The sequence below is a fragment of the Spirosoma endbachense genome (assembly GCF_010233585.1).
Lineage (GTDB): Bacteria > Bacteroidota > Bacteroidia > Cytophagales > Spirosomataceae > Spirosoma > Spirosoma endbachense.
In genome coordinates this window covers 2,487,947-2,514,746 of record NZ_CP045997.1, presented here as the reverse complement: position 1 = coordinate 2,514,746, position 26,800 = coordinate 2,487,947, and the positions used below count along the sequence as shown (strand labels likewise).

26 protein-coding genes are annotated in these 26,800 nt (G+C 42.9%); 17 read left to right on the top strand and 9 right to left on the bottom strand.

Annotation, left to right across the window (positions count from 1 at the left end; genetic code table 11):
* The 9 genes from GJR95_RS09860 to GJR95_RS09820 form a co-directional block, all read right to left on the bottom strand.
* Complete coding sequence (locus GJR95_RS09860; protein WP_162385709.1) at nt 1-978, bottom strand: ABC transporter ATP-binding protein; 978 nt, start codon at nt 976-978, stop codon at nt 1-3.
* A gap of 56 nt (nt 979-1,034) precedes the next feature.
* Entirely contained in the window at nt 1,035-1,592 is a 558-nt protein-coding gene (locus GJR95_RS09855; RefSeq protein WP_162385708.1) for a hypothetical protein, read from the bottom strand.
* A gap of 6 nt (nt 1,593-1,598) precedes the next feature.
* Nucleotides 1,599-2,936 (bottom strand): serine hydrolase domain-containing protein, encoded by a 1,338-nt coding sequence (locus GJR95_RS09850; protein WP_162385707.1) that lies wholly within the window; start codon nt 2,934-2,936, stop codon nt 1,599-1,601.
* Between the two features lie 128 nt (nt 2,937-3,064).
* Nucleotides 3,065-4,309, bottom strand: a complete 1,245-nt coding sequence (locus GJR95_RS09845) for a hypothetical protein (protein ID WP_162385706.1) — start codon at nt 4,307-4,309, stop codon at nt 3,065-3,067.
* A 54-nt stretch (nt 4,310-4,363) separates the two neighbouring features.
* Nucleotides 4,364-4,702 (bottom strand): potassium transporter KefB, encoded by a 339-nt coding sequence (locus GJR95_RS09840; RefSeq protein WP_162385705.1) that lies wholly within the window; start codon nt 4,700-4,702, stop codon nt 4,364-4,366.
* A 259-nt stretch (nt 4,703-4,961) separates the two neighbouring features.
* Nucleotides 4,962-5,264, bottom strand: coding sequence for a winged helix-turn-helix domain-containing protein (locus GJR95_RS09835; RefSeq protein ID WP_162385704.1), 303 nt, complete (start codon nt 5,262-5,264; stop codon nt 4,962-4,964).
* Entirely contained in the window at nt 5,261-5,887 is a 627-nt protein-coding gene (locus tag GJR95_RS09830; RefSeq protein ID WP_162385703.1) for a hypothetical protein, read from the bottom strand. Before GJR95_RS09830 ends, GJR95_RS09835 begins: the two co-directional genes overlap by 4 nt.
* Before the next feature lie 442 nt (nt 5,888-6,329).
* Nucleotides 6,330-7,217, bottom strand: coding sequence for a dienelactone hydrolase family protein (locus GJR95_RS09825; protein WP_162385702.1), 888 nt, complete (start codon nt 7,215-7,217; stop codon nt 6,330-6,332).
* Nucleotides 7,218-7,385: 168 nt separating this feature from the next.
* Nucleotides 7,386-8,057, bottom strand: a complete 672-nt coding sequence (locus GJR95_RS09820; RefSeq protein ID WP_162385701.1) for a YceI family protein — start codon at nt 8,055-8,057, stop codon at nt 7,386-7,388.
* Between the two features lie 998 nt (nt 8,058-9,055).
* On the opposite strand from GJR95_RS09820, the gene GJR95_RS09815 reads away from it, so the two are divergent.
* The 17 genes from GJR95_RS09815 to GJR95_RS09735 all read left to right on the top strand — a co-directional run bounded on the left by GJR95_RS09815 (nt 9,056) and on the right by GJR95_RS09735 (nt 26,800).
* A complete protein-coding gene (locus GJR95_RS09815) occupies nt 9,056-9,922 on the top strand; it encodes a polysaccharide biosynthesis/export family protein (RefSeq protein ID WP_162385700.1) in 867 nt (288 codons plus the stop codon).
* A gap of 33 nt (nt 9,923-9,955) precedes the next feature.
* On the top strand, nt 9,956-12,310 hold the full coding sequence (locus GJR95_RS09810) for a GumC family protein (protein ID WP_162385699.1): 2,355 nt from the start codon (nt 9,956-9,958) through the stop codon (nt 12,308-12,310).
* Between the two features lie 52 nt (nt 12,311-12,362).
* Nucleotides 12,363-13,634, top strand: a complete 1,272-nt coding sequence (locus tag GJR95_RS09805; protein ID WP_162385698.1) for a nucleotide sugar dehydrogenase — start codon at nt 12,363-12,365, stop codon at nt 13,632-13,634.
* Nucleotides 13,635-13,704: 70 nt separating this feature from the next.
* Nucleotides 13,705-14,811, top strand: a complete 1,107-nt coding sequence (locus GJR95_RS09800; RefSeq protein WP_162385697.1) for a sugar transferase — start codon at nt 13,705-13,707, stop codon at nt 14,809-14,811.
* Between the two features lie 50 nt (nt 14,812-14,861).
* Nucleotides 14,862-15,974 (top strand): DegT/DnrJ/EryC1/StrS family aminotransferase, encoded by a 1,113-nt coding sequence (locus GJR95_RS09795; protein ID WP_162385696.1) that lies wholly within the window; start codon nt 14,862-14,864, stop codon nt 15,972-15,974.
* 4 nt (nt 15,975-15,978) lie between these two features.
* A complete protein-coding gene (locus GJR95_RS09790; protein WP_162385695.1) occupies nt 15,979-16,554 on the top strand; it encodes an acyltransferase in 576 nt (191 codons plus the stop codon).
* Nucleotides 16,555-16,593: 39 nt separating this feature from the next.
* Nucleotides 16,594-17,556 carry a Gfo/Idh/MocA family oxidoreductase gene (locus GJR95_RS09785; RefSeq protein WP_162385694.1) on the top strand — a complete coding sequence of 321 codons (963 nt, stop codon included), beginning with the start codon at nt 16,594-16,596 and terminating at the stop codon, nt 17,554-17,556.
* A gap of 64 nt (nt 17,557-17,620) precedes the next feature.
* A complete protein-coding gene (locus GJR95_RS09780) occupies nt 17,621-18,472 on the top strand; it encodes an ABC transporter permease (RefSeq protein ID WP_162385693.1) in 852 nt (283 codons plus the stop codon).
* A 21-nt stretch (nt 18,473-18,493) separates the two neighbouring features.
* Complete coding sequence (locus GJR95_RS09775; RefSeq protein ID WP_162385692.1) at nt 18,494-19,744, top strand: ABC transporter ATP-binding protein; 1,251 nt, start codon at nt 18,494-18,496, stop codon at nt 19,742-19,744.
* Nucleotides 19,728-20,411, top strand: a complete 684-nt coding sequence (locus GJR95_RS09770; protein ID WP_162385691.1) for a TylF/MycF/NovP-related O-methyltransferase — start codon at nt 19,728-19,730, stop codon at nt 20,409-20,411. Before GJR95_RS09775 ends, GJR95_RS09770 begins: the two co-directional genes overlap by 17 nt.
* Nucleotides 20,412-20,414: 3 nt before the next feature.
* Nucleotides 20,415-21,167: a methyltransferase domain-containing protein gene (locus GJR95_RS09765; protein WP_162385690.1), complete on the top strand. Its 753-nt coding sequence runs from the start codon at nt 20,415-20,417 to the stop codon at nt 21,165-21,167.
* 6 nt (nt 21,168-21,173) lie between these two features.
* Entirely contained in the window at nt 21,174-22,172 is a 999-nt protein-coding gene (locus GJR95_RS09760) for a glycosyltransferase (protein ID WP_262889776.1), read from the top strand.
* A gap of 115 nt (nt 22,173-22,287) precedes the next feature.
* Complete coding sequence (locus GJR95_RS09755; RefSeq protein ID WP_162385688.1) at nt 22,288-23,226, top strand: hypothetical protein; 939 nt, start codon at nt 22,288-22,290, stop codon at nt 23,224-23,226.
* 74 nt (nt 23,227-23,300) lie between these two features.
* Nucleotides 23,301-24,257, top strand: coding sequence for an FkbM family methyltransferase (locus GJR95_RS09750; RefSeq protein ID WP_162385687.1), 957 nt, complete (start codon nt 23,301-23,303; stop codon nt 24,255-24,257).
* A 9-nt stretch (nt 24,258-24,266) separates the two neighbouring features.
* A complete protein-coding gene (locus GJR95_RS09745) occupies nt 24,267-25,232 on the top strand; it encodes a glycosyltransferase (protein WP_162385686.1) in 966 nt (321 codons plus the stop codon).
* 8 nt (nt 25,233-25,240) lie between these two features.
* The gene (locus GJR95_RS09740) at nt 25,241-26,086 is read left to right on the top strand and encodes a glycosyltransferase family 2 protein (RefSeq protein WP_162385685.1); all 846 of its coding nucleotides are present in this window, start codon (nt 25,241-25,243) and stop codon (nt 26,084-26,086) included.
* Between the two features lie 6 nt (nt 26,087-26,092).
* Nucleotides 26,093-26,800 carry an FkbM family methyltransferase gene (locus GJR95_RS09735; protein ID WP_162385684.1) on the top strand — a complete coding sequence of 236 codons (708 nt, stop codon included), beginning with the start codon at nt 26,093-26,095 and terminating at the stop codon, nt 26,798-26,800.

Genomic DNA, 26,800 nt, shown 5'->3' with positions numbered 1-26,800 from the left:
TTAGTCTTCCTTTGTTTGATGTCTATCTCGTTGGCGATTCTGAACGTTACTGACGTGGTCAGTCATTGTGTGGTCCGCCATTGTGGTGAAGTAAACATCCTCGAGGTCAGGCTGCACCAGTTCAAAATCAGCGGGTGTTTCTTCGCTGTACACATGGACGACCGTACGTCCACCAAGCAGTTTTGTGGAGATGATCCTGTGCTCACGGTCTATTTCTGCCAGTTCATTTTTCTGAATGATCTTTCGCCAGATTAGACCGTTCAGCCTTTCCATTGCCTTCAGCGGTTCGGCCTCGTACAGAATCTCACCTTTATTGATAATGGCCATCCGTGTGCACAGCTCGCTGACGTCCTCCACAATGTGGGTTGAGAGGATAACCACACTATTCTCCCCCAGCTCACTTAATAAATTGAGGAAGCGCACCCGCTCTGCCGGGTCCAGCCCGGCCGTCGGTTCGTCGACGATCAGTAGTTTTGGGTTTCCTAACAGGGCTACAGCCACCCCAAAACGCTGCCGCATACCACCCGAATAACCACCCAGCTTTTGTTTACGTACCTCCCAAAGATTCGTCTTATGGAGCAGTGCATCTACGACTTCTCTGCGCGATTTGCGTTCAGAGAAGCCCTTGAGCACAGCGAAATAATCGAGCAGTTTCTCCGCACTTACCTTCGGATAGACGCCAAATTCCTGCGGCAGATAGCCGAGTGTCTGACGCACCTGGTCGGGCTGGTTGACCACATTGATGTCGCCCAGATGGATACTGCCGGTATCCGGTTCCTGCAACGTAGCCAGGATGCGCATGAGCGTCGATTTGCCAGCACCGTTTGGACCCAGCAGTCCATACATGCCAGTAGGAATGGTGAGAGTTACATTTTTCAATGCCTGAACCCCATTGGTCGGTCCGCTGGAGCGAGACCGGCCAAAACGAGACCCGCCGGTGGAATAGGTTTTAGAAACGTCTCGAATTTGTAATTCCATAACTCAGTTAAGGAGAGTTGTTTATGGTTACCTTAATCAAAAATCGAACTCCATCCTTAAGCAGAAGGGCTCATATCGGGCCTTTTGTGTTCGCGTGCCACGCGTTGAAACAACAATGCGGATCCGACAAACAGCATGGCAAAGAATGTATGAAGGCCAAATACGGCAACCATGCCGTTGGCAAAAGCAGGTGTCCCAATGAGCAACGCAATCAAAGGGACCAGCGCCATAGCAAACGCCGTTGCAAACAACGCGCGTGCCATTCCCTGTGGCTCTACGCGTGCGATGATGGCGCCCATGCATCCGACGAGGAGCACTCCGAAATACATCATGTTGGCGGGATCGTCCCCAAGGATGCCACCAACGGCAACATTCATCCAGAGGAGGACGAACACGGTTGCCAGTGCCAGGCCAACGGCGAACCGATATACTCTACTGCTCATTTTTTTCTTCACTACCAGTTCATACGTGAGGCCGATACCACCGAACAGGAGGACAATGGCCAGAACAAAAGCGCCCGGCCTCCAATGCCAAACGGCAAGCAATGTCAATACGAGCGGTATAAGCGCGATGACAGCAACCCATGCTGTCAATCTTCTTCTAGTGTTTTGCATGGCTGATTAATTTTCCTTTGTGAAAACCCGCTCCCCACCGCGCCGTTTGATTATCATCTGGTTTTTCGCGATGTCGAACTCAATGACTAGCACCCCCTCGATTTGAAATTTATTTTCTGCCGTCGCTTCGAGCGGGACCGCAGATTGCCCAGGCGGCTGCGCGTAAAGCGTTTCGCCATCACGGGTGATCATAAATTTAGCAGGAGCTCCAGGGAATGAATAAGCGCCAACGTATTTGTCCAGAACTTCCGGTTTGACAGCGATAGATTCTAAGGCGGGAATCGTAAACGGTTTATTGTAATAAATGTCCATAATGCCGCTCATGATATTGCCTACCGGATAAACCTTTGCGTTCGTTGTGTAGGCCACCGCCAGCTTTTCTTCCGGCAGATAAGCCACCCACGCTCCGTAGTTGTCGGCCCCGCCCGTGTGCCCATAGAAGGTCTTACCGACGAATGTGAAGGGCTCCATACCCGACCCCTCGCCGTCTCTGATCGTTTTCATCTGATCCAGACTCGCCTTTGACACGATCTTCCCGTCGAACAGCGCCTGGATAAATCTGGCCAGGTCATTCGGCGTCGAAATAATCGCGCCCGCGCTGAAGAGGATGCTGGGATGGGTTTCACGCACCGGTTTCCACCCATCGCCGAAGTTCATATAGGTCAGCGCTTCGTCTTTGCTCACATCGATGGTTCCAGTCGCCAGGTACGTATTCGCAAGCCCGATCTTTGCCGTGATTCGTTGCTTGAGGGCTTCCTCATAGGGTTTGCCGGTCACCTTTTCAAGAATAAGGCCTAAAAGCTGATAGCCGGAGTTGCTGTAGGAATGTTTGGTGTCCGGTTCGAAATCGGGCGTGGTTTTGACAATAAGGGCGAGTATCTCATCCTTCGTCACTGGAATCGTGTTCACGTTTTCCTGAGCATTCTGCTCGCGCCTGACGTTGGGAATACCGCTACGATGCCAGAGTAGTTGCTCGATCGTAATTTTCCTGGCGTTTGGCACCTGCGGAAAGAATTTGTCGAGCGTGTCGGTCAACTTAAGTTTTCCTTCCTCGACGAGCTGTAAAATCATTGAAGCGGTGAACATTTTGGTGATCGAACCGATCCGGAACCGGCTCGTAGCGGTCAACGGTTTCTTTTCTGTGCCGTTGATCTGGCTGTAACCGATAGAACGGGCGTAAAGCACGTTACCGTCTTTGGCGATGGTGAGACTCCCCATGGCCTTGTTTTTTTCACTGAGCCGGTCAAAAAACTGGTCCAGTTTAGCTTTGTCCAGCGTTTGGGCGTAGGTGGTGGCCCAAAATGCCCCTATTAGTAAGGTAGCCGATAGTAGTTTAATTTTCATGACTTTAAAAGTGCTTTGAATTTCAAAGTATATTGATAAAAAAATAGGCCAAACCGGGCTGATCTATAGCAGCATTGATTCATACCCTGGAAATAAACTGGTAACCGGAATTGCGTCAGATTCTCTGATCATTTAAACCCAAATAGGTACGGAAATAGAAACGTCACGATAACAGTCCATAAACAGTAAATGGGCAGGTAGGCGGCAATGGCTTTTCCGACTTCGTTAATAGTAGTCTTCTTAGAAATTACCTTAAAAAGCTGCACGGTTACCAACAGAAGATTTAGGAGGATTAACATATTTCCACCCAGAATCGCAGCTCTGTTGGGCGTTATTCCCCATGTTGAAATCCGGAACAAAATAGCTGACAGGGCAATGCCATTAACTAGCACGGTTACAATCGATAGCAGAAAAAGAACCCAAACTTCAGGTCGACTTTTCGTTGTCATGGAAGTTTCGGCAACAGAAAAGAAAATGATGGCCATAACACCAACCAATAACCCATTGAACATCAGCAAAAACTCTCGATCGTTATACGGGTCTTTACCCGAATAAATGATAGCTATCAAATAAATGACCAGCATCACCAGGACGAGTGGACTGAATAGTTTAGCCAGCACGGGCGACACTTTACCGACTAACTGCGGATTGGTCTGGGTAAGGTAAGTGCCAACAATAGGTGCAGCCGGAAGGCCAAAAACGACAACGTTTTCGAAGTAAAACTTTTCAATTTTCAGCCCGATTAGTCCAAAAAGGCCAATGGTCACCCCGGTCATGATTCCACCCGCTATCACGATGAGCGTTGTCATGACAACCAGATCGCCATTATAGCGTAAATAGCCAAGCCGCTTCTCATCATTATTTCTGGTCTCACCAACAAAAGCAAAACTTAGTATCGACCAGAGAAATAAAGGCAAATGAATACACGATAAAATTAGGGTATCGCTCTTTTTAACATCAGGAAGGAAATTGATAAAGAGTAGACCAACGAGGGTCAGGCCAGCGATAGAGGCAATTTTAGGGGTTGCTAAATTATTTTTCCAGGCAAAGTAGGCGGATAATACTGGAAAAATAATAAACCCGATATTCCTGGAATAGAAGAACTCCTGGTCTATGTTGAGAAATGCCGGCAACTTGGCAATAAGCCCGGCCACTAGCGAAGCAATGATCACAAATGATAACTCCCGGCTTGTGCCCCAGGTGAGTTCATCGCTTTCGTAATTCAGGCGTTCATTCCAGAAATCGGCGAGTGTGTTGCCTTTAAGCTCCGGATAGAGCGTACTGAACGCTCGCTTAAAAGGTACCTTGTTGGATCGGTACAACTTTTCGAGTTGCCCTGGGTCGTTTAGATGGGCGATTATTTCGTCTTTCACGCGTTTATACGTTTACAATTTTTAGTCTAAACCGTCTATTATGATGAGGGCCGATCAATTCCACAACGTACCATTTAATCCCAGAACAGTGCCTAGCCAAAGTACAATAATGTATCCAATCAGGCTCAATGGATAAGCCAGTGTTTTTTTCCAGCCGCCCTGATAACGTAAATGGTCGAGGAGGTAATAAATAGCACCGCCTATAGCACCGGCCACCGGGACAATAAGTAAGGGTTTAATCATCCATAGTTTTCCCCAGGCCGGATCAGGCTCGCTAACGGGAAGCAGAAAAAGCGCAATCAGGATTAAAGCGATTGCAGCGCCCTGAATCATCCGTTTTCCAACTGAAGCAGAATGAATGGTCGGTGTTGTTAACTTGGTTCTCTGTGTCATGGTCCTTTCAATTTAAGCGTTATGAATAGTTGTTTAGATGTTCTATTGAAGCACTTTGAAATGCAAAGTGTACGCGTAAAAAAATAGAATCGTTCTTTTTGGAGATACTGATACGGAGCACCTCCGGTGTATCATGTGTGCTTTTAAATACCTCATAAAGTTGAGCACTTGAGTGAATACTACGTATTTTGGTAAGGCCAATTCCCATTGCTTTTCCTGATATCAGTAAGCATTTACTATCATTTTCCAGACGGTAAGGCTATTCAGTAACTCCCTTAATTAGTTTTTCCAGAGCATTTAAGTGATCGGTAAACGCTTTCCGACCGAGCTCCGTAGCGGCATAATTTGTGTTCGATTTTCGGTCGACAAATGATTTTTCCACCCGAATAAACTCTTCTTTCTCCAATGCTTTCAGATGGCTTGCCAGATTGCCGTCGGTCACATCAAGAAATTCCTTGAGTGAATTGAAATCAAGCATATTATTAATAGCCAGGGCTGCCATTATACCAAGCTTGATCCGGCTTTCAAATGCTTTATGTAAACCATTGATCGTTATTTTCACTTTTCGTATCGGTAATGCAAATAAATGCCATATACAATGTGGGCTACACCAAAGCCTAAAGCCCAGCATACCAATCCATACTCAACAAAGCAGGCACTCAGTAAGCCTAATCCTATCTGAATAAGTCCTAAACTTCTCAATACTTCATAGGTATACTGGCTGGCACTGTATAAGGCCAAACCATAAAACAATAAGGTAATTGGGGCCATCAGGCCAATTAATCCATTCGCGATTAATATAAGGATCAAAAGTCCGCCCGCAATCAGTGGAACGGCCATGTTGATCAAGAGTCGCTTCACAAGCGCATTCCAGAGTTTTTCCCCCCTTTTAGTCGCTTTTTTATAAGACAGTAAAATCGCAGTGCCGATAGCCAGAATTAAGACAGTAATGGCTAAAAAAACGACTTTGGGCAGGCCAGCTACTAAATCTCCTGTTTGTATGGTGCTATAAACGAGTTTATCGGGATTAAAATCAAAAACGGTATAGGCAATATAAGCTCCTGCCAATGCATACACGCCTGCCATGATGCCTGCCCAACCGGCAAGCGACAGAAATCTGGAAGAGCGCTCCATGATGGAGCGTATCTGAGCTATATCCTGAATATAATCCTGATCTTCTTTCATTTAAAAGCACTTTGAATTACAAAGTAAACGCGTCAATTGCAGATATGCAATAGGTACCAGCATTATTAATAAAAAACTCGCTACGGTCACCAGGCGGAACACTGGTTTGGATAAGTTCTGGCAACGTTACGCTTCGGCTCGGTTTATGTAATGCTTATGGACTGATTAACGTCCCTTCCGGCATGATCAGACGCTGACTTCAGCGGGGCTAGCTCAAGAAGGTGATGGGTTCTAAAAAGAACGCGTTATGGTAAAAATAGGCCATTCGCTTCGAGCCGTGACACGGTTTTAAACCGTGTCACGGCTCGAAGCGAATGGCCTGGAAAAAATACAGTAGCGACTTGATTACCGCCATTCATAGCTTGATTCACCTTTTCATGCTATGAATGGCAGTTAGAAGCCTGATTTAGCAACTGCTGGTTAGTTTAAATCCCTTAAACCCTTACGTCAATTTCGCAGTGAAAAAGTCAATTGTACGTTTCCAGGCAAGTTCAGCAGCCGCCTTGTCATAACGCGGGGTAGTATCGTTGTGAAAGCCGTGGTTGGCATTCGGGTATACGTAAGCCGTGTATTCCTTATTGTTCTGTTTCAATGCCGCTTCATAAGCTGGCCAACCCGCATTGACCCCTTTGTCCAGTTCTCCATAATGTAATAGGAGAGGAGCCTTTATTTTGGCAACGTCGTCGCCCGTTGGCTGACCGCCATAGAACGGTACAGATGCCGATAAATCGGGAATGCGTACAGCCATCATATTGGCAATCCACCCGCCAAAACAAAAACCGACAACACCCACTTTGCCATTACAATCTTTATGGCTTTTTAGATAATCATAGCCAGCAATAAAATCTTCCAGCATTTCATTCCGGTCCCGTTTACTTTGCAGCGCACGGCCCTCATCGTCAGTACCCGGATAACCGCCTAACGGAGTTAATGCATCTGGTGCGATCGAAATAAAACCGGCCAGAGCCGCTCGTCTGGCGACATCGGCAATGTGCGGATTCAGCCCTCTGTTTTCATGAACCACAACAATGCCGCCGAGTTTCTTTTTCGCGTCTACGGGCATCGATACCAGGGCTTTGATCGTTCCGCCACCTTTTGTCGACGGATAGTTGACGTAGTCTGATTTTAAACGCGGATCATCGGCTTTAATTTGGATAGCGCCCTGGTAATCAGGCATGAGAAAGCTCATCAGCGACGCTACGGTAATCCCGCCCACTGCATAAATAGACAGTTTTTGCATAAAGTCACGCCGGTCGAGCCGGTTGTGAGCATAGTCATCATAAAGATCAAACACTTCCTGTTTGATGTCCTCTTTTTTGATTTCGTTCATATTTATTGGTAAAAAGGGTCTATTCAACTTTTAATGAATTCCAGCCTGTCAGGATAAGCAGCGATCTATTTTGGGTGATTCAAGAGGCTTTCCTTCTTCGCACAAAGCAATGGAATAACCAGTCGGTTTTAATTTCTCTGGCGAACCAGAATTTGCCAGAATTCTGGATTAGAGGGGCGCTTTTGTGGCTACAATCTTCAGATCCAGCGAAAATGTATCATCAATAATCTTGTCAGCAGCCGTGCCAATTATGGCGGCCCGGTACTTTATATCGTAATCAAGCCGATTGACAGCAAACTTGGCGGTGGCCTGTACTACATCGCCAGACAGGTTTATTGTGGCTGGAAACGTCTGTGTTTTAGTCGTTGCTTTCATGGTCAGTTCGCCAACGATCGTATAATTGGGCTCTCCGGGCTTGGCACCGGCGATCGGTTTGGCGCTGGTTATTTTGAAGGTTGAGGTAGGGTATTTTTCTACGGCAAAGAAATCATCCGACCGCAGGTGATTGACCAGTTTTTCATTAAATGGATTCGTCTCACCCTTGTCAACGTCGCGCAGGGTGCTCATATCGGCAACGAAGGTGCCGCCAATGAGTTTATTACCCTCAAGGTTGAGTTGACCTTTGGCCATTTTAACAACACCATTATGTTCTCCGGTTACTTTTTTTGCGTTCCAGCTGATTGTACTTTGGGCGGGATCAACGGAGTAGGTTATGGCTTTAGCAAGGCTCAGCCGAATAGTGGATTTTTCAGGAGCTTCGTCAACTCCAATGCCGGGAAGCAGATCGCCGGTCAGAAATAGTGTTGCCAGGGCGGCACTAAAAATCAGGTTGTTTTGCATATTGTATACCTTGTTTAACAAAAATTATCAGACAAAGTAGTGCTTTTTTTGATAAAGTAAAGGCATTCTGTTAATCAATGGGTTAATGATCGTTTGGAGCCTACCAATGGCTATAATTCATATAATAGCCAGCCGTTTATAACCTGACACCGTAGCTTGCTGTTTTTGAAATCACTGATAAGTAGGCCACAGCAAACGACCACTCATTTTGAATAAAGAGCTGGAAAAGCTGGCCTTTATGAGCGGAAATCGTCTGAAGTTTACCGACGAATAGGTGCTGATTTTCTTGACTATCAGTACAGGATATGGAACGAATCTTACCGTTTGATGTGAATCTAGACTAAACCCGTAAAATCTATAGATTACTTAGCGAGCGGCATAAGTTACACATTAACAGAAGATTACTCGTTAGTTATAGCCTTTAAAATGTCCAAATATATGCGATAATAAAACAATGATTTTTTGTCGCATATATAAATTTAGTTATTTAGCATTCATACAACCTTAACAATACGTTGCTGTAAGGTTCGTCATACTCAACTTATTTTTTTGATTGCTCCCTAATTAAATGTCTTTGATAATGCCAAAGACAGCTCTTCAAATTACTCAACAGTGAATCGTGCTAGTATTGAGTTGGGCTATTTTTTCACATCAATACAATTACCCTTAAAGTTAAGTTTCTGGTAAATAGCCGCGACGATTAGGTCGATCCATGACAAGTAGAGTGGCTCATTTTGTTGCCTGAATGCTTGAAGAAAGTGGAGTGAGATCACCTTTTATTTGCAAGTAAGCAAAGCTCTAGATCAACTCTAGAAACTACTAAAGTTTCTAGTTTATACTAACGATTAGAGCTTTTAGTTGATGTTGCCATTTCATTAATCAAAGGCTGTTTTTTACGCCAGGTCCATCCGAGAAATGTGACTGAACGGGCGAAGCCGTAGTTTTTTCTTCATCCTGCTCCATTAACGGAATAGGCTCCCAAGCATTTCTGAACCCCTATGAGTACTCTAAGCACTGTCAGTGAATGGCTAAAAAAATTCATTGCCATAAGTGTTCTGTTTTTTCTTCTCGCGTCCTGTGCAACAGTTAAGCCAGTCACTCCTCCTCCCCCCCAATTAGAGTATTTTCAAAGTAAAGACTTAACGTTTCCGGCCTATGTAGAAATGGCTGTTCCAAAAATATCAACGATACAAAAAGGAGATATTTTAGGGATAATCATTAGTAGCCTGAACAAAGAGTCCAATGAGATTATGAATTTTTATAACATAAGCTCATTGCCACTAGCCAGTTTTTCGCCTGGTGGTGAGTCAGGTGGAGCTAGTAGTCAACCCCTGGGCTATCCGGTAGATTCGTTAGGTAACGTATCGATACCACTCATTGGAAAGCAAAAACTTGACGGACTGACAATCCAGCAGGCGGAGGGAAAGGTTAAAGACGCTGTTGAAAAAACGCTTAAAGATCCGGCTGTAAATATTCGGTTTATGAATCACAAATTCACCGTGTTAGGGGAAGTGGGCCATGCCGGTATATTTAATCTATTGAACGATCAAACAACTATAATAGAGGCAATTACGGCAGCTGGCGATTTGACCATGTTCGGCAAACGAGACAGTATTCGGGTTATTCGAACGGTTGGTAACAAACGGGAAATTGGCTTAGTAAACCTTCGAAATAGGGATGTATTCATGTCTCCCTATTTCTATATAAGGAACGACGATATCATTTACGTAGAACCTACAAAAGATAAAGCATTACCTGTACCACAACCTCCTCAACAACAGCCCAGCCTATTTATACAGCGGGCACCTATTTACTTAAGTCTGGCAACGACACTTATATCATTGGTGTATTTGCTAACCAGGTAGAAGGTCATTTCTCTACGTAAGCAAACAGAATTCATGAATAACTCTGAACAAGCCTTCGCAGAAGAACAGGAAGAAGATACAAACATCCTGGGATACGTCTTCAAGTATTTGCGGTATTGGTATTTGATTGTGCTGGCACTGGCCATTAGCTTCACTTATGCTTACGTATATCTGAAAAGGTTCACACCAATATACCAGGTTAGCGCAACGCTGCTGATCAAGGATGAAAAAAAAATGAATACCGAGGTGCTCGAAAAATTAGATATGAAAGGCACCAGTAAACTGGTAGAAAATGAAATAGAGGTATTGAAATCAAGAGCATTGATTGGCAAAGTAGTTGACAATCTTAATCTGATTGTTTCTTACTGGACGGAAGGGAAAGCGCGTGATTTAGAGTTATATACCAATAGTCCAATTCGACTGAACGCTACCGAAATAACCGATTACGCTTATAACAATCCACTCTATATTCAGGTAGGTCCCGGAAAAAAGTATCAGTTATTCGATCAGGAGCAGAATAGCCTGGGCACCTTTGAATACAGCCAGTTAGTGAAATCGCAATATGGTAAGTTTAGGGTTTTTGACAAAGATAGCCTGAGTGATAGCTACCCTGTTCCGGTAAGAATTACTTTCCAGAATCGGGATATTCTCATCAATACGTTAACCAGTCAATTACAAATAGCTCTTCTCAATTATGAAAGCAGCCTGATCTCATTAGGTTTCGAAACCTCCCTGCCTAAAAAAGGGAAGGATATATTGACGAAGCTGCTGGACGAATATGCCTTTGCGACCTTAGAAGATAAAAATAGAGAAGCCACCAACACCTTACGTTTTATTGAAGAACGATTAAAACTGGTAACGGCTGAATTAGGCGATGTTGAGGAAAATGTTGAACAATATCGCCGTAAAAAGGGCATTACGGATTTAAGTTCAGAAGCGAATCTTTTTTTAGGTAAAGTTGAAGATAATGACGCCAAACTGAATGAGTTAGCTATTCAGATAAAAGTATTGGAGGGTGTTGAGCAATACCTGAACAGTACGCAGGTTGGCATTGTCGCTCCGGCAACCATGATGGGCATTACAGACCCCATTTTAACATCTTACATCGAGCAGTTGTCCCAGTTAGAAATAGAACGGAGTAAGCTAGCCCAGACGGTTCAGCCAGGCAATCCCTACCTGGAAACGATTAACAATCAGATGCGAAATGTCAAACAGGCTATCCGCGAAAATTTGGCTAACCAGAAGCAGAGTCTGAGTGTAACAAAGAGGAGTTTAACTGACCTGAACACCCGTCTCGAAGGCGCTATTTCAACCATACCCCGTAAAGAAAGAGAGTTTGTGGGTATTAAGCGGCAGGCCAACATTAAAGAAGATTTGTATTTACTGCTACTTAAAACCAGAGAAGAGACAGCTATATCATATGCATCCACCGTTACTGATAGCCGGATCGTCGATGCGCCATTCTCCACAGGAGAGGCCGTAAAACCTAATAAGAGCAATATTTACCTGATGGCCCTTTTACTTGGCCTGGCGATTCCGATTGCTCTGATCACATTAAAAGAAACGTTTACCAATACGGTTCGGTCAAAAAGGGAAATTGAACGAAAAACCGGGATGCGGGTCTTTAGTGAAATCAGCCTTAAAGCTAAAGACGATAAGGGGGAAATAATCGATACAAAGAGCCACAGTTTTATGAGCGAACAAATTCGAATGCTTCGCTCAAATATGCAGTATCTATTTTTAGACGCTCAGGAAGAAATAGGAAAAACTGTTTTGATCACCTCGTCGACCAGCGGAGAAGGTAAAAGTTTCATAGCCCTAAATCTTGCCGCTTCACTGGCTCTTCTGGATAAAAAGGTTGTCATTCTTGGACTAGACTTACGAAAGCCCAAAATTCAGGGCTACCTTAAAATCAGCAATAAAACAGGTATATCCTCTTACCTGATCGGGCGATTAGGCATTGCGGATATCATACAGAGTACCGACATTGATAATTTGTTTGTGATACCCAGCGGCCCAACTCCTCCTAATCCATCTGAATTGATTGCAAATGGCCGGGTCAAGCTGATGATCGAGGGTCTTCGTCACTCATTTGATTATATAATAATTGATACTCCGCCAGTTGGGTTAGTCACAGATGCAACACTTCTGGCAACTTTAGCCGATGTGTGTTTCTATGTTGTACGCTACAAGACAACGGCCAAACTCCATTTGAAAACGATAAGCGATTTAGATAAAAAGAAAATATTTAAGTCGATAAACATCATTTTCAATGCCGTTAAACTTGAGAGTTCGCCAGACCATGCCTACGGATACGGGTACGGGAAAGTAGACTACTACGACGAGGAAAGAAAAAAGAACTGGATTAGTCGTTTATTAACTAAATAAGTATCAACCATTCCGCTTTAGCAAACTACTATCCACGACTTCCATCAAGCGAATGCAAAGATTAGAAGAAACCGCAATCGCGATTGTTGGATTAGGTTACGTTGGACTACCGTTAGCCGTAGAGTTCGGGAAAAAATATACAGTGATAGGATTTGATATTAATAAAGACCGTATTAAACAACTAACTGAAGGATACGATCATACCTTGGAGATTCGGCAGGATCAGATTGTGGCCTCGCATCACTTATCGTTTACCTACGAGGTTGAGGATTTAAAAAACTGTAACGTATATATCGTTACCGTACCTACACCGATTGACAATTTTAAAAAGCCAGATTTAAGTTATTTACTGAAAGCCTCAGCAGTGGTCGGAAAACTGCTAAAAAAAGGCGATCTCGTCATCTACGAATCAACAGTGTATCCGGGTTGCACAGAAGAAGATTGTGTACCTGTACTGGAAAAATGTAGCAATCTGGTCTATAATCAGGATTTTTTCTGTGGCTATTCTCCCGAACGGATCAACCCCGGCGATAAAGAACGAACGCTGACAAAAATTCTTAAAATAACGTCTGGTTCAACGGCCGATACGGCTACGTTTGTTGACCAATTGTACAGCTCAATCATAGAGGCCGGTACATACAGAGCGCCATCAATAAAGGTTGCAGAAGCCGCCAAAGCTATTGAAAATGCTCAGCGTGACATAAACATTTCATTCGTCAATGAACTGGCGCTGATGTTTGACCGAATGGGCATCGATACGAACGATGTACTGGATGCTGCCAGCACCAAATGGAATTTTTTAAAATTCAAGCCCGGATTAGTGGGAGGGCATTGCATCGGTGTTGATCCTTATTATTTGGTTTACAAGGCGCAGAGTCTGGGTTACTATCCACAGGTAATTGCTTCGGGGCGTTTGATTAATGATGGCATGGGAATATTCGTGGCTAAAAAAGTTTTAAAGCGATTGATTTCCAATGGGCTGCAGATTCAACTAAGCCGCGTATTGATCTTAGGCATCACGTTTAAAGAAAATTGCCCTGACACCCGAAATACAAAAGTTGTTGACATCTATTATGAACTTACCGATTTCGGTATCCATGTGGATGTATATGATCCCTGGGCTTTAGCGTCGGATGTGAAGGAGGAATATGGAATTGAATTGATTCCGGATATCGATTTAAAACAATACGACGGAATCATATTGGCCGTGGCGCATAAACAGTTCCTGACACTGGATATTAACGGCTTAAAAAAAGACGATAAATCGATACTTTTTGATGTAAAATCAATTTTCGACAGACGCGTTGTTGATATCCGACTTTGACCCGAATGATTAGCTACAGGGCGTTTCGTTACCGTTACCTTATCCGCACATAGATCAACCCCTCCCTATTATGCACTTTGGTGGACTATCTCTACGGAGCGAGTATCCGAACTTGTCGGATACTTCACAACACTCGCTTAGAGTACCAGCGCTTATTTCTCCCGATCAGTCATCGGTACATAAAAAAATACCAGCCTTATTACAAAAAATCGCGCAGCAGACACCTTGGCACTGTGTCCAGATAGAGGATATTCGGCAGAATAAAACCCAGCAAAAAATAGGAAGCATATACCTTGATGAACTACTTCAGAAAGCACATGACCCAAATCAGGTTTTTGAAAAAGTCCGGCAACTGCTTGTCGGAGACGGTCATTTCGCTTTTCGAATCGTAACGGCAGAGAATATTAAATTCAATATTCAGCAAAAATACCCTTCGCACTTATTCCTTTTATACTACACGATTCATTTCCTGTTCAGGCGGGTGCTGCCCAAACTAAACGGTTTTAGAAAAATAGGCAGGCTACTCAGAATTCCGGTTGATATTTCGAAAGCAGAAATAATTGGCAGGCTTATTTATAAAGGGTTTGATATTGTTGCCATCCAGGAGGGAGACCATGAAACACTAATTGTTGCCAGAATTAACTGGTTGGATAACCCAAGCCAGTCTAAGCCGTTGCCAAATGAAGGGGTTTTATTTCGAATGGAACGGGTAGGTCTGCATGGCAAGCCCATCACTGTTTACAAGTTCCGTTCCATGCACCCTTATGCTGAGTACGTGCAGGAATACCTCTATAAAACAAATGGGATTGATAATGGAGGTAAGTTCCGAAATGACTTTAGAGTGAGCACAGGCGGGCGGTTGATCCGAAAATATTGGATCGACGAACTGCCAATGGTGTTTAACCTCCTGAAAGGAACAATTAAATTAGTAGGAGTGAGGCCTATTAGTGAGCATTATTTTAGCTTATATCCCCCTCATGCACAGGTTGTCAGGCGAAATCACAAGCCGGGTCTACTGCCACCTTTCTACGCTGATCTACCGGCAACATTCGATGAAATTATAGCTTCTGAATTGGCTTACCTGAAGGCATATGAACAGAAACCGTTGGTAACCGACTTGCGCTATCTGCTACTTATCCTTAAGAATATTATTATTAATAAAGCCAGAAGTAAATAACTGCTCGCCCAAATCGATCAATTGTGCTTAATACTGTAAATAACATACAGATGGTTGATTTGAAAAATCAATACTTGAAAATCAAACCAGTTATTGATGCGGCTATTCAGGAATGTATCGATACGAGCAGTTTCATTAAAGGGCCTCAGTTGGGTAGATTCGAAAAACGATTTGCTAACTATCTCAATGTTAGGCATGTTATTGCCTGCGCCAACGGTACCGATGCATTGCAGATAGCCATGATGGCTTTAGATCTCCAGCCCGATGATGAAGTTATTGTTCCAGCCTTTACGTATGTAGCCACTGCCGAAGTTATTGCCTTACTTCGCCTGAAGCCGGTGATGGTTGATGTTGACCCGCAAACATTCACCATTAGCCCGGCGGCCATTGAGCAAGCTATAACCGCGAAAACAAAATTGGTTGTTCCTGTTCACCTCTTCGGTCAGTGCGCCGATATGGAACGAATTGAAACGATTTGTTCGGCCCATGATCTGTTTATGGTAGAAGATGCGGCACAGGCTGTTGGCGCTTCCTACACGTTCAGCAACGGGCATAAGTACTCGGCTGGCGCGATGGGTACGCTGGGTACAACCTCATTTTTTCCTTCCAAAAATTTGGGCTGCTTTGGCGATGGCGGAGCTATCTACACGACGAGTGATGTGTTGGCAGAGAAAGTAAAAATGATTGCGAATCATGGTCAAATCCGAAAATACGAGCACGAAATCATCGGCGTAAATTCCCGGTTAGATTCTATTCAGGCGGCCGTATTAAATGAAAAACTTAACTACCTGACGGAATATACCCAGGCCCGTCAGCAGGTTGCAGCGGCCTATGATGAGGCTTTCGAGAACATTGAAGCCATCGAAGTACCTTATCGAATGCCCGGATCAGACCATGTTTTTCACCAGTATACACTTAAAGTCCCAGCTGCTGAGCGTGACAACCTGCAACTGTACTTAAGTCAGAAAAAAATACCCAGTATGGTATATTATCCCAAGCCGCTACATAGTCAGAAAGCGTATCAAACGATTGGGCGGGTCGTAGGAGATTTGTCGGTAACCGAAGCGTTGTGTAAGCGTGTCATTTCGTTGCCAATTCATACGGAACTGTCTGACGAACAGGTCAGCTATATTTCTGAAGCCATTGTCGATTTTTTTTCCTGAGCCTGTGAATTCCGTTTTTATACATCCCACTGCCGTTGTCGATGATGGTTGCATCATTGGCGAGGGTACTAAAATCTGGCACTTTTCGCATATTATGCCCGACTCCGTAATTGGGCCGAACTGCAACATCGGTCAGAATGTGGTGGTCTCACCCCAGGTTGAATTGGGCCGAAATGTGAAAGTTCAGAACAATGTGTCGATCTACACCGGCGTAACCTGCGATGACGACGTATTTCTGGGGCCATCCATGGTATTTACCAATGTGATTAACCCCCGAAGTGCTATTAACCGACGGGGGCAGTATCAGAAAACCCACGTTGGAAAAGGAGCAAGCATTGGCGCTAATGCGACCATTGTGTGTGGAAATACAATTGGCGAATTTTCCTTTATCGGCGCTGGCGCTGTCGTGACCAAAGATGTTCCTCCCTATGCTTTAGTGATTGGCAATCCGGCCCGGCAGGCTGGCTGGGTCAGTGAATATGGCCACCGTTTAGCGTTCGACGAGGAGGAGAAAGCTACTTGTCCGGAAAGCGGGATGGTTTATGAGCTCAGGCAGGGAAAGGTTTTTCGAATCAGTTAACCCCTCTTTAACTATCTAACACCTTTACTACTCATACTTATGAACAGGTTCGCTCTGATTGGCGCGGCAGGCTTTATTGCACCCCGCCACATGAAAGCTATCAAGGAAACTGGTAGCCAATTAGTAACAGCCTTCGACAAATTTGACTCGGTTGGCGTGATGGACAGTTATTTCCCGGAAGCTGATTTTTTTACAGAGTTTGAGCGATTCGATCGGCACATCGATAAATTACGCCGGTCGGGTCATCCGGTCGACTACGTTAGCATTTGTAGCCCAAACTACCTGCATGATGCCCATATTCGATTTGGTCTGCGGAGTGGTGCCAATGTAATCTGTGAGAAACCACTGGTACTGAATCCATGGAACATCGACGGATTGGCAGAAATAGAAGCCGAAACCGGTAAACAGGTCAATAATATCCTTCAACTACGGCTTCACCCAAGCATTATTGCGCTAAAAAAGCGTATCGAAAACGGACCGGCCCATAAAATTTACGACCTCGATCTTGCCTACATTACCTCACGCGGTAAGTGGTATGGCATAAGCTGGAAAGGCGACATCACGAAGTCGGGAGGTATTGCAACCAATATTGGCGTACACTTTTTCGACATGCTCACCTGGATTTTTGGCTCTGTAAAACAAAACCGTGTGCATGTGCGGGAAGAAAACCAGGCCGCCGGTTATCTGGAACTGGAACGAGCACGAGTACGCTGGTTTTTGAGCACTGACTCCGTTACGCTGCCTGAATCGGTAAAGCTGGCCAACCGGCAAACCTACCGCTCCCTACAAATTGAAGGTGATGAAATAGAGTTCAGTGACGGATTTACCGATTTGCATACAAAGAGTTATGAGCAAATTATGGCGGGTAATGGATATGGTTTGTCTGAGGCTTATCCATCCATCGAAATTGTTAATCACATTCGAAATACTGACCTAACTCGGATTAGCGAAGATTATCACCCGTTAATCCGATTCCAACGACAGTTAGTGGGGCATGAATAATGGCAGGCCAACTTAAAATCATTGCTTTTACGCACAGCTGCCCATTCCTTCCAGCCTGACAAACGTGGACACCAATAAGGAAATTTACGCTCACTCCATTACGCCCCAGAATAGTCTATTTGACCTGCGATTAGCCGAGATATGGCGATATCGTGACCTGCTGATGCTGTTTGTTCGCCGTGATTTTGTGGCGAAATACAAACAGACTATCCTTGGGCCAGTATGGTTTTTTATTCAGCCGATTTTCCAGACGACTGTTTTGGCCATCGTCTTTGGTGGGATGGCCGGACTTTCCACCGATGGCGTTCCACCCCTGCTATTTTACCTGGCTGGTGTTACGGCCTGGAATTATTTCTCGAACTGCCTGCGAGCCACCTCGAATACTTTTACCGCCAATGCGGGCTTATTTGGCAAAGTGTATTTTCCGCGGGCCGTAACTCCGTTGTCGGCTGTTATTAGTAATCTTATTCAGTTTGGGATCGGGCTATTTCTCTTTTTGCTGCTTTACGCCTTTTTTGTCATCACGGGTAGTACGTTACGCGCCAATAGCGCGCTGCTCCTGTTACCGCTGCTCATTCTGATCATGGGTTTTATGGGACTTGGCTTAGGTATGCTTGTTTCGGCAATGACCACTCGTTACCGCGATTTGCAGTACCTGGTCGAGTTTGGTGTGCAACTGTTGATGTATGCCACACCGGTTATTATTCCATTGTCCGCTGTGCCCGCTAAATACCAGTCCATTATGCTGGCCAATCCCATGACGGGCGTTATCGAAACTTTCAAGTACGGATTTTTCGGAACCGGTACGTTTTCATGGCCGCTACTTGGTTACTCTACTGGATTCACCCTGATTGCGTTTTTCGTTGGCTTGGCGGTATTCAACAAAACAGAGAAAAACTTTATGGATACGGTTTAACCATATCCTTAAATTGAACGAATGAAGCCAATTATTAAAGTCGAGAACCTATCCAAACAATACCGCTTAGGCACTATTGGTACCGGTACTATTCGTGAGGACGTTCAGCGATGGTGGCATCGCGTCCGGGGAAAAGAAGATCCTTATCTGATAATAGGCGAAACCAACGACCGTAGCACCAAAGGCAGCAGTGACTACGTATGGGCGCTTAAGGATATCAACTTTGAGGTAATGCCTGGTGAAGTATTGGGTATCATTGGAAAAAACGGAGCCGGTAAATCAACCTTATTAAAAATTCTTTCTAAGGTAACCGGACCAACTTCCGGGCGGATTGACTTCAACGGGCGAATTGGTAGTTTATTAGAGGTCGGTACTGGCTTTCACCCTGATTTGACTGGTCGCGAGAACATTTTTCTGAATGGCGCCATCCTGGGCATGACCAAACGGGAAATCCGATCCAAACTTGACGAAATCATTGACTTCTCTGGTTGCGAACGCTACATTGATACACCGGTCAAGCGTTACTCCAGCGGAATGACCGTTCGCTTAGGCTTTGCCGTTGCCGCCCACCTTGATCCCGAAATTCTGGTAGTAGATGAAGTATTAGCCGTTGGTGACGCTGAATTTCAGAAAAAAGCTATCGGTAAAATGCAGGACGTAAGCAGGAATCAGGGCAGAACAGTGCTATTTGTTAGTCATAATATGGGAGCGGTTAAAAACTTGTGCGAAAAAAGTATAATAATTTCAAATGGATATATTACTTCTACCGGGGAAACGACTGATATTATTAGCCAATATTTAGAGAATAACATAAACGTAAAGTCAAGATGTTGGGTAAGTAATAAAATAAATTATGAATCTGCTTTTATTAAAAATGTATATATCAAGAGAATTTTAGGAAAACAACCTAATTTAAAATTAGAAGTGTCTATTGAAATTGAATCTGCTATTAAATTCAATAATTGTTTAATAGCTTTTGATATTACTGATAAGTTAGATACCCCAATCTTTCAAACAATACCTGAGATTGAGCTGGAATATAGAAAAAACAATGTGATTAATTTGATTTTAGAATTACCACCGCTAATTCCGGGAGAATACTATATTTCAACTTGGATTGGCCCCCACAATACCATTACTTACGATTGGGTTAAGAGTGTAGTATGTTTCGAGATAGAAGAATCTCCGCAAGAAAATAGGACTTTCCCTTTCTCAAATGACCATGGCTTTTTATTTATGAAATCATACATGAAGCATGAAGGAGCAAATTGAAAATATCACGAAAAAAATTGTTAACCTGAAAAAATATCAACATTATATATCGTTGCGCAAAAAGTACAAGAACTATACAATGATTCCGCAAAGTGTATTTTGCGACAACCTGCGCCTGTGTAATGCTAATATGCATTTAAAAGGAGACGTTGTAGAGTGCGGCACATGGAAAGGTGGCATGATTGCAGCAATGGCTGAAATTATGGGGCCTAATGAGCGTAACTACTATCTATTTGACAGCTTTGAAGGCTTACCCAAGGCCGAAGAAATCGATGGAATTGCTGCGAATGAATGGCAAAGAAATACTTTATCTCCAAATTACTTTGATAATTGTAAAACGGAAATGAGTTTTGCTGAATCCGCGATGAAAATGGCGGGTGTATTGAAGCCGCATATTGTTAAAGGTTGGTTTAGTGATACATTGCCTGAAAATCGTTTTACTAAAAATATTGCAATTCTTAGGTTGGATGGGGATTGGTATGAAAGTATATATCTGTGTATGAAGTATCTATTCCCGTGTGTAATAGAAAATGGTTTAATTATTATTGATGATTATTACATCTGGGACGGTACATCAAAAGCTATTCATGATTACTTGAGCGAAATAAAAACTCAGAGTAAAATTTATACTTTATCGGGGGGAGTAGCATATATAATAAAAAAATAATTCATGAAATATGTTCATTACGATAATGTCCACAATACAAATGCAGCAAAGCATATTGTGCCAATACTAATAGAGTTATTTTCACCAAATAATATAATAGATATAGGTTGTGGTACTGGTACATGGCTAAAAGTCTTTGAAGAGTGTGGTATTAATGGTCTATTAGGAATTGATGGGGACCATGTCAATAAAGATAAATTACATATCCCATTAAATCAGTTTGTAGAATTCGACTTAGAAAAGACAATAAATATTGATAAAAAATATGACATGCTGTTATGCTTAGAAGTAGCGGAACATTTGTCTGTTAATCGAGCACAGGGATTGGTGGATGATTTATGCCGAATTAGTGATATAATAATATTTTCTGCAGCAATACCATTTCAAGGCGGTCAAAATCACATAAACGAGCAATATCCTGATTACTGGATAAAGTTTTTCATAAATAATAATTTTAACTGCTACGATACTATTCGCCCTAAGATATGGAATAATTTAAATATAGATTGGTGGTACAGACAAAATATTATAGTATTCACTAAAAATAAACTGACTGTAAGCACAGGTAAAAGTAACGCAATTGAGCCGTTAATTTCGCAGAACCTATATTCGCAAAAAATAGAAGAAATATCGTTGTTGACCAATAAAATTGACAATATATATAATGGCCAATTAACTATTAATGAGTATCTAAGTATGCTTTTGCAGTATTTTAATCGTAAATTTTTTAGACATTTAGCTACTAAATCTTTTTAGTTCAGTATGAGTTTTTCGATAATTACTTGTAGTTACAATCCAGATATGAAAGTTTTTGAGCGATTGGTAACTGCAATTGATCAATTAATAACTAATGGAGCCTTTCTTTTTGAATGGATAATTGTAGATAATAATAGTAAGAAAGCTATTGGTGATATAGAGTTTATTAGAGAAGCTATAGCTGATCATGAGAATTATCGCGTAATCAATGAATCTAATCCGGGATTAACTAATGCACGAATTACTGGGATTGAGAATTCCAGTAATAAATGGATTGTTTTTTTTGATGATGACAATGAGCCAACCGAAGATTATTTAATAAACGTTTACAATTTGATTATAAAATATCCATTTGTAAAATGCTGGGGGCCTGGTCGTGTGAACGTTACATTGCTCGATCCATATGTACCGTCTTGGATTGCTTCGCGAAAAGATATGTTTCAGGAGAAGCATATCAGTGAGGTAATCTTTTCAAATGAAAAAATATGGTCTATCTGCCACCCTGCAGGTACCGGAATGGTGATAGAAAAGAAAATACTCGCAGGATATATAGAAAGTGTTCAAAAAGGCTGTTATACCCTGACTGACAGATTAGGTAAATTACTGTCGAGTGGGGGCGATACGCAAATCGTGTTTCACGCCGTTCGTCTGGGGATGTATGTTGGCCTGGCACCCGATTTAGCAATTAATCACAATATTGAACCAAGAAAAAGCACCTTCAAGTACTTAAAGAGACAAATTTATGCTGGATGCAAGTCATTTATGAAAGCACATAATGAGGTATTTGCCGATAATAAATATGAACTTGTGTATAAAGATAATCTTGGCGTTGCAAAACGTATTATTCGATGGATAATGAATAATTATAATCAGATAAATAAACCGTTAGTAGCCCTCGAATTTTGTGGTTTACTCGGTAGTTTGCATTCGCCATATTTCGTGGTTAATCGAAATCCGCCCCTATTGCTAAGAGTACTTATATACGTTCTGATTGGTGATAAATAAATAGTATCTCCTTGATATTTTATAATCACGAAAATTTCAACCTATTTAAGAAATACTTGGCATAGCGATATAAATGGTGCAGTCTTCGAGAGTTTCTTAATGAAAAATAATAGTAATGGTTAGTTCTGTACCCGTACTTTTCATCATCTTCAATAAAAGAGAAGAAACTAAGCGTGTCTTTAGCGTTATTCGCGATCAACGGCCTACGCAACTTTTTATAGCGGCCGACGGACCGCGGCTTGAGAGAGAAGGGGAAGACGAAACGTGCCGCTATGTACGTGAGTGGGTTTTAGAGCATATAGATTGGGAATGCGATGTGAAAACCCAGTTCAGAGATCGTAATATTGGCTGTGGGCGTGGCCCTTCAGAAGCTATATCCTGGTTTTTTGGGCATGTAGAAGAAGGGATTATATTAGAGGATGACTGCTTGCCAAATGCAACGTTTTTCCGATTTAGCGAGGACCTCCTCAATCGATTCCGGAACAATCCCAACGTTTCGATGATCTCAGGGAATAATTTTCAACCGGTTCAGCCTATGCCTTTAGCCGCAGATTATTACTTTTCTGTATTCCCAAGTTCAAATGGGTGGGCTACCTGGAAGCGCTCATGGCAGGGATTCGACTATCATCTCAGCAGTTGGCCTCATGTAGATAAGCGAAAGCTGGCGAAGTTTCTTTTCCAGGAAAAGCCTTATAGCCACTGGTGGATAACCTTTTTCGATCGATTTTACCAGCTCAAGCCGAACGATTCCTGGGATTACCAATTCCACTATCAATCCATGATTAGAAATCAATTGGCTATAATTCCTAAAGCTAATCTGGTGAAAAATATAGGCTACGGTCCTGACGCAACCCATTCCCAGAACCCAGATAGCTATTTCGCTAATGTTCCAACGCATGAGTTCGAATTTCCAATCAGGCATCCCGACCAGATCGTGCGGCATTACGAAGCTGATTTATTTATTCAAAAGATGCTGTTTGGTAGTGTTGAAGTACCAGGCACATACAAGAAAATCAAACGGCTGATTAAACGGGCTATTCGGTATAGTAATTAATGGCGAAGTACTCGATCACATCAAGGCTTAACAAATACCTCCTCAGGATTAAATCTGTTAGCCTTTTCAATCTGTTGAAGAATCTCGCTTATCTTAGTAAATACGATTATAAGTCCGAATTAAGGGTTACGCAAGCAGAGCTATCGGCCGTGAATTATCGATTGAGAGCCACTCAACTAGAATTACTTTATTTTAAAATTCTAGATTATTATAACAACCATCCTAATGACGATTACCTCCACGAGCTATTCTTTTTGAAAGAAATTGGCACAATAGCCCTTTTTCCTTACCGAAAAATAAATAGCCTTGCGCCTTTAGTTTGTGGAGTTGATTCAACAAAAGGCCTTCCTTATGTTATTCATCGACATAATAAAAAACTATATTTTCCAGCCGATTGGCATATAGATCAGGTTAGAGATACCTACATTAGTCTGGTTGAAGAGCAAGGCATTTTAGGAGGGGGCTACTATGAGAAAGCCCCTCATCAGTATCAAACAAAGGCATTTCATGTTAAACAGGGTGATACCATACTTGACATTGGTGCCGCAGAAGGAATATTTGCGTTAGATAATATTGATAAAGCACGCAATGTTTATCTGTTTGAATCAGATGAAATGTGGACTAATGCGTTGAGGGCCACATTCGAGCCGTATCAGGACAGAGTTGTGCTAATTAACAAGTTCGTTTCGGATGTAGATTCTGGCAATCAAACAACGCTTGCTTCCTGTGTGGCCGACAAAAGCCAGGGTGAGATTTTTATCAAAATCGATATTGAAGGCGATGAAATAAAGGTTCTCAATGGAAATAAAGATTTTTTTCTGACTGGCCCTGCTATACGTATAGCTTGCTGCACATATCATAAAAACAAGGATGCCGAGGATATAAAAAATATTCTGAATGACTACGGATATGAAACTGAATTTTCGGACGGCTACATGATCTTTGTTCATGATAAACATATTCAACCGCCGTATTTCAGACGGGGTATTATTCGGGGGCAACGAAGTAAACTCGTAGTAGACAACGATTGATAAGAATATATGAGTTCGGTTAAGGTGTCTGTCGTGTTGTGTACCTATAATGGTGGGCTGTACTTGCGGGAACAACTTGATTCGCTTCTGAATCAGAGTTTTATGCCCTACGAAATATTGATTCAGGATGACCAGTCAACTGATGATACGTGGCAGATTATCGAAGAGTACAAGATCCTTAACGCCTGCATCAAATCACATCAGAATAGCCAACGCCTGGGGCTTAATCAAAACTTTATCACTGCTTTTTTTAAGGCTTCAGGCGATTATATAGCCATCTCGGATCAGGATGATGTTTGGCAGCAGGATAAGCTGGACCTATATGTCAAGGCGCTACACGACAAAGACTGCTGTTTTGTGTATTCTGATTCATTCATAACGGACTCGAAGCTAACGGTGACAGGTAGATTTGCCGTACCCGACCATACATTAATCGATTTAGTTTGGATGGGTCTTGCACCCGGTCATAGTGTTCTATTTAAAAAGGATGTGTTGCTTGGTTTAAAAAACCTTCATCAAATCGATTTTATATACGATTGGCTGGTGGGCTTAACAGCTCTGTCGGTTGGTCAGGCAAAAAAAATAGATCAACCGGCCACATACTGGCGAAGACACGATACTACTGTTGGCCGCCAGGATTTCAAACCCGTTGAGTATGAATATCTAAAGCCGTATCAATTATTATTTAGGGTCTTTAAATCGCTGTTGATGGGCAAGAAACTAAAAAACTTTTCGTGGCAATACGAGAATATATCGCTGATACTCAATAACTTTGATAATTTGACCCGAGTGAAAGCCATAAATAAATTCGTTACTTACTACAAGCAGGAAAAGCCTTGGACAATGGTGATAGCCTGTTTTATCTATCTACGTCTTCATCAGCACTTGAAAATCAAAGACTGGATAAAATCTGTTTATGTTCCCCTCCACAAATATTATTTCTATAAGTACACGGGTGCGGGCCTTCGCGGATAAACCGAATAATGCCAGTTAAACTGACGATAATAACGATCAACCTCAACAACGCAGCAGGCTTAAAAAAGACAATTGAAAGCGTTGCTAACCAATCGTATCGTAACCTCGACTACGTAGTGATCGATGGGGGTTCCCAAGATGACAGTCAGCAAGTGATTCGGAATTATGAAACGTTTATCAACAGTTGGGTCTCGGAGCCGGATAAGGGTATCTACCACGCCATGAATAAGGGCATACAAAAAGCAACGGGTGACTATTGCCTGTTTCTGAATTCGGGCGACTGGCTTGCCACCCCTACAATTCTTGAAAACGTATTCGCCCAAAACCCAGAGGCCGATATCGTTGCGGGCGATGTGTACTTTTATAATACCCAGGAGAACGCCATTAAATGGCACGTTCCCTCACCCGACCGGCTTACGGCTAAGACCTTGTTTTTAGGAACGCTGCCCCATCAGGCTACCTTTATCCGTCGGACTTTGTTCGATAAAGTGGGATTGTATAACGAAACACTAAAAATCGCGTCGGATTGGCTCTTTTTTCTGGAGGCTTTATTGAAGTACGGTTGTACATATCAACACTATCAGGGAACAATTGCTTATTTCAACATGGACGGTATAAGTTGCAATTCGGCTACGGAATCGCTGCCACGGCGGGAGCAACTTGCGGTTTTAGCAAATGAATACCCGCTTTTTCTGCCTGATTATGAGCGTCTCGATCAGCTTGAAACGCAAACTTTACGATGGAGGCAGAGTAACGAATATCGCGTTTATCACTTTTTGGACCGTATAGGTTTTATTCGTTTAGGTGTGTTTCTGCGCCGGATAAAACGGGTTATTCAGCGTACTCTTTATTAGAAAACGGTGAGGAGACTACTGAAAAAGATCGCCCGACGTTTTGGCTATGATATTGTGCATCTGCCCACCGATCCCATAGCCAGGCAATGGCTCGACCTGCTCAACGCCTATCAGATAAACTTAATTTTTGATGTTGGAGCCAATGCCGGGCAGTTTGGGCAACGAGTGAGGGCACTGGGCTATAAGGGAAAGCTGGTTTCATTCGAGCCAATGGCCGATGTATATCGCCAGCTACTGGCTAAATCGGCTACCGACCCTGATTGGGACGCTGTTCATTCCGGCATCGGCGACTATACAGGAACCGCCACTATTAACGTGTCAGCAAATTCTTACAGTAGTTCAGTATTGAATATACTGCCTCTACATGTCGAAAGTGCGCCCGATTCTATTTACACAAAACAGGAGCCAATTCAGGTGCAGACAATCGACACATTTGTCGGCCAGTATTACAGTCCGGGTAAGAATCTTTATATAAAAATCGACACACAGGGCTTTGAGCGTCAAGTATTCGAGGGTTGTTTGAAATCATTGGATAAAATCAGTGGTTTTCAGATGGAGCTATCACTTCGGCCTTTGTATGAGGGTGAGACACTGCTGGACGATATGCTGAATCTGCTTCGAGAAAACGGTTACAAACTCAAACTCATAGATGGTGGCCACCGCAATTACGAAACAGGCGAACTGCTTCAGGTTGAGGGCTATTTTTTCAAATAG

What these genes read in the sequence shown, in the direction of transcription:
- GJR95_RS09860 (WP_162385709.1), bottom strand. Translation starts at nt 978, where the DNA reads ATGGAATTACAAATTCGAGACGTTTCTAAAACCTATTCCACCGGCGGG.
- GJR95_RS09855 (WP_162385708.1), bottom strand. Translation starts at nt 1,592, where the DNA reads ATGCAAAACACTAGAAGAAGATTGACAGCATGGGTTGCTGTCATCGCG.
- GJR95_RS09850 (WP_162385707.1), bottom strand. Translation starts at nt 2,936, where the DNA reads ATGAAAATTAAACTACTATCGGCTACCTTACTAATAGGGGCATTTTGG.
- GJR95_RS09840 (WP_162385705.1), bottom strand. Translation starts at nt 4,702, where the DNA reads ATGACACAGAGAACCAAGTTAACAACACCGACCATTCATTCTGCTTCA.
- GJR95_RS09830 (WP_162385703.1), bottom strand. Translation starts at nt 5,887, where the DNA reads ATGAAAGAAGATCAGGATTATATTCAGGATATAGCTCAGATACGCTCC.
- GJR95_RS09825 (WP_162385702.1), bottom strand. Translation starts at nt 7,217, where the DNA reads ATGAACGAAATCAAAAAAGAGGACATCAAACAGGAAGTGTTTGATCTT.
- GJR95_RS09820 (WP_162385701.1), bottom strand. Translation starts at nt 8,057, where the DNA reads ATGCAAAACAACCTGATTTTTAGTGCCGCCCTGGCAACACTATTTCTG.
- GJR95_RS09815 (WP_162385700.1), top strand. Translation starts at nt 9,056, where the DNA reads ATGAGTACTCTAAGCACTGTCAGTGAATGGCTAAAAAAATTCATTGCC.
- GJR95_RS09810 (WP_162385699.1), top strand. Translation starts at nt 9,956, where the DNA reads ATGAATAACTCTGAACAAGCCTTCGCAGAAGAACAGGAAGAAGATACA.
- GJR95_RS09805 (WP_162385698.1), top strand. Translation starts at nt 12,363, where the DNA reads ATGCAAAGATTAGAAGAAACCGCAATCGCGATTGTTGGATTAGGTTAC.
- GJR95_RS09800 (WP_162385697.1), top strand. Translation starts at nt 13,705, where the DNA reads ATGCACTTTGGTGGACTATCTCTACGGAGCGAGTATCCGAACTTGTCG.
- GJR95_RS09795 (WP_162385696.1), top strand. Translation starts at nt 14,862, where the DNA reads ATGGTTGATTTGAAAAATCAATACTTGAAAATCAAACCAGTTATTGAT.
- GJR95_RS09785 (WP_162385694.1), top strand. Translation starts at nt 16,594, where the DNA reads ATGAACAGGTTCGCTCTGATTGGCGCGGCAGGCTTTATTGCACCCCGC.
- GJR95_RS09775 (WP_162385692.1), top strand. Translation starts at nt 18,494, where the DNA reads ATGAAGCCAATTATTAAAGTCGAGAACCTATCCAAACAATACCGCTTA.
- GJR95_RS09770 (WP_162385691.1), top strand. Translation starts at nt 19,728, where the DNA reads ATGAAGGAGCAAATTGAAAATATCACGAAAAAAATTGTTAACCTGAAA.
- GJR95_RS09765 (WP_162385690.1), top strand. Translation starts at nt 20,415, where the DNA reads ATGAAATATGTTCATTACGATAATGTCCACAATACAAATGCAGCAAAG.
- GJR95_RS09760 (WP_262889776.1), top strand. Translation starts at nt 21,174, where the DNA reads ATGAGTTTTTCGATAATTACTTGTAGTTACAATCCAGATATGAAAGTT.
- GJR95_RS09755 (WP_162385688.1), top strand. Translation starts at nt 22,288, where the DNA reads ATGGTTAGTTCTGTACCCGTACTTTTCATCATCTTCAATAAAAGAGAA.
- GJR95_RS09745 (WP_162385686.1), top strand. Translation starts at nt 24,267, where the DNA reads ATGAGTTCGGTTAAGGTGTCTGTCGTGTTGTGTACCTATAATGGTGGG.
- GJR95_RS09740 (WP_162385685.1), top strand. Translation starts at nt 25,241, where the DNA reads ATGCCAGTTAAACTGACGATAATAACGATCAACCTCAACAACGCAGCA.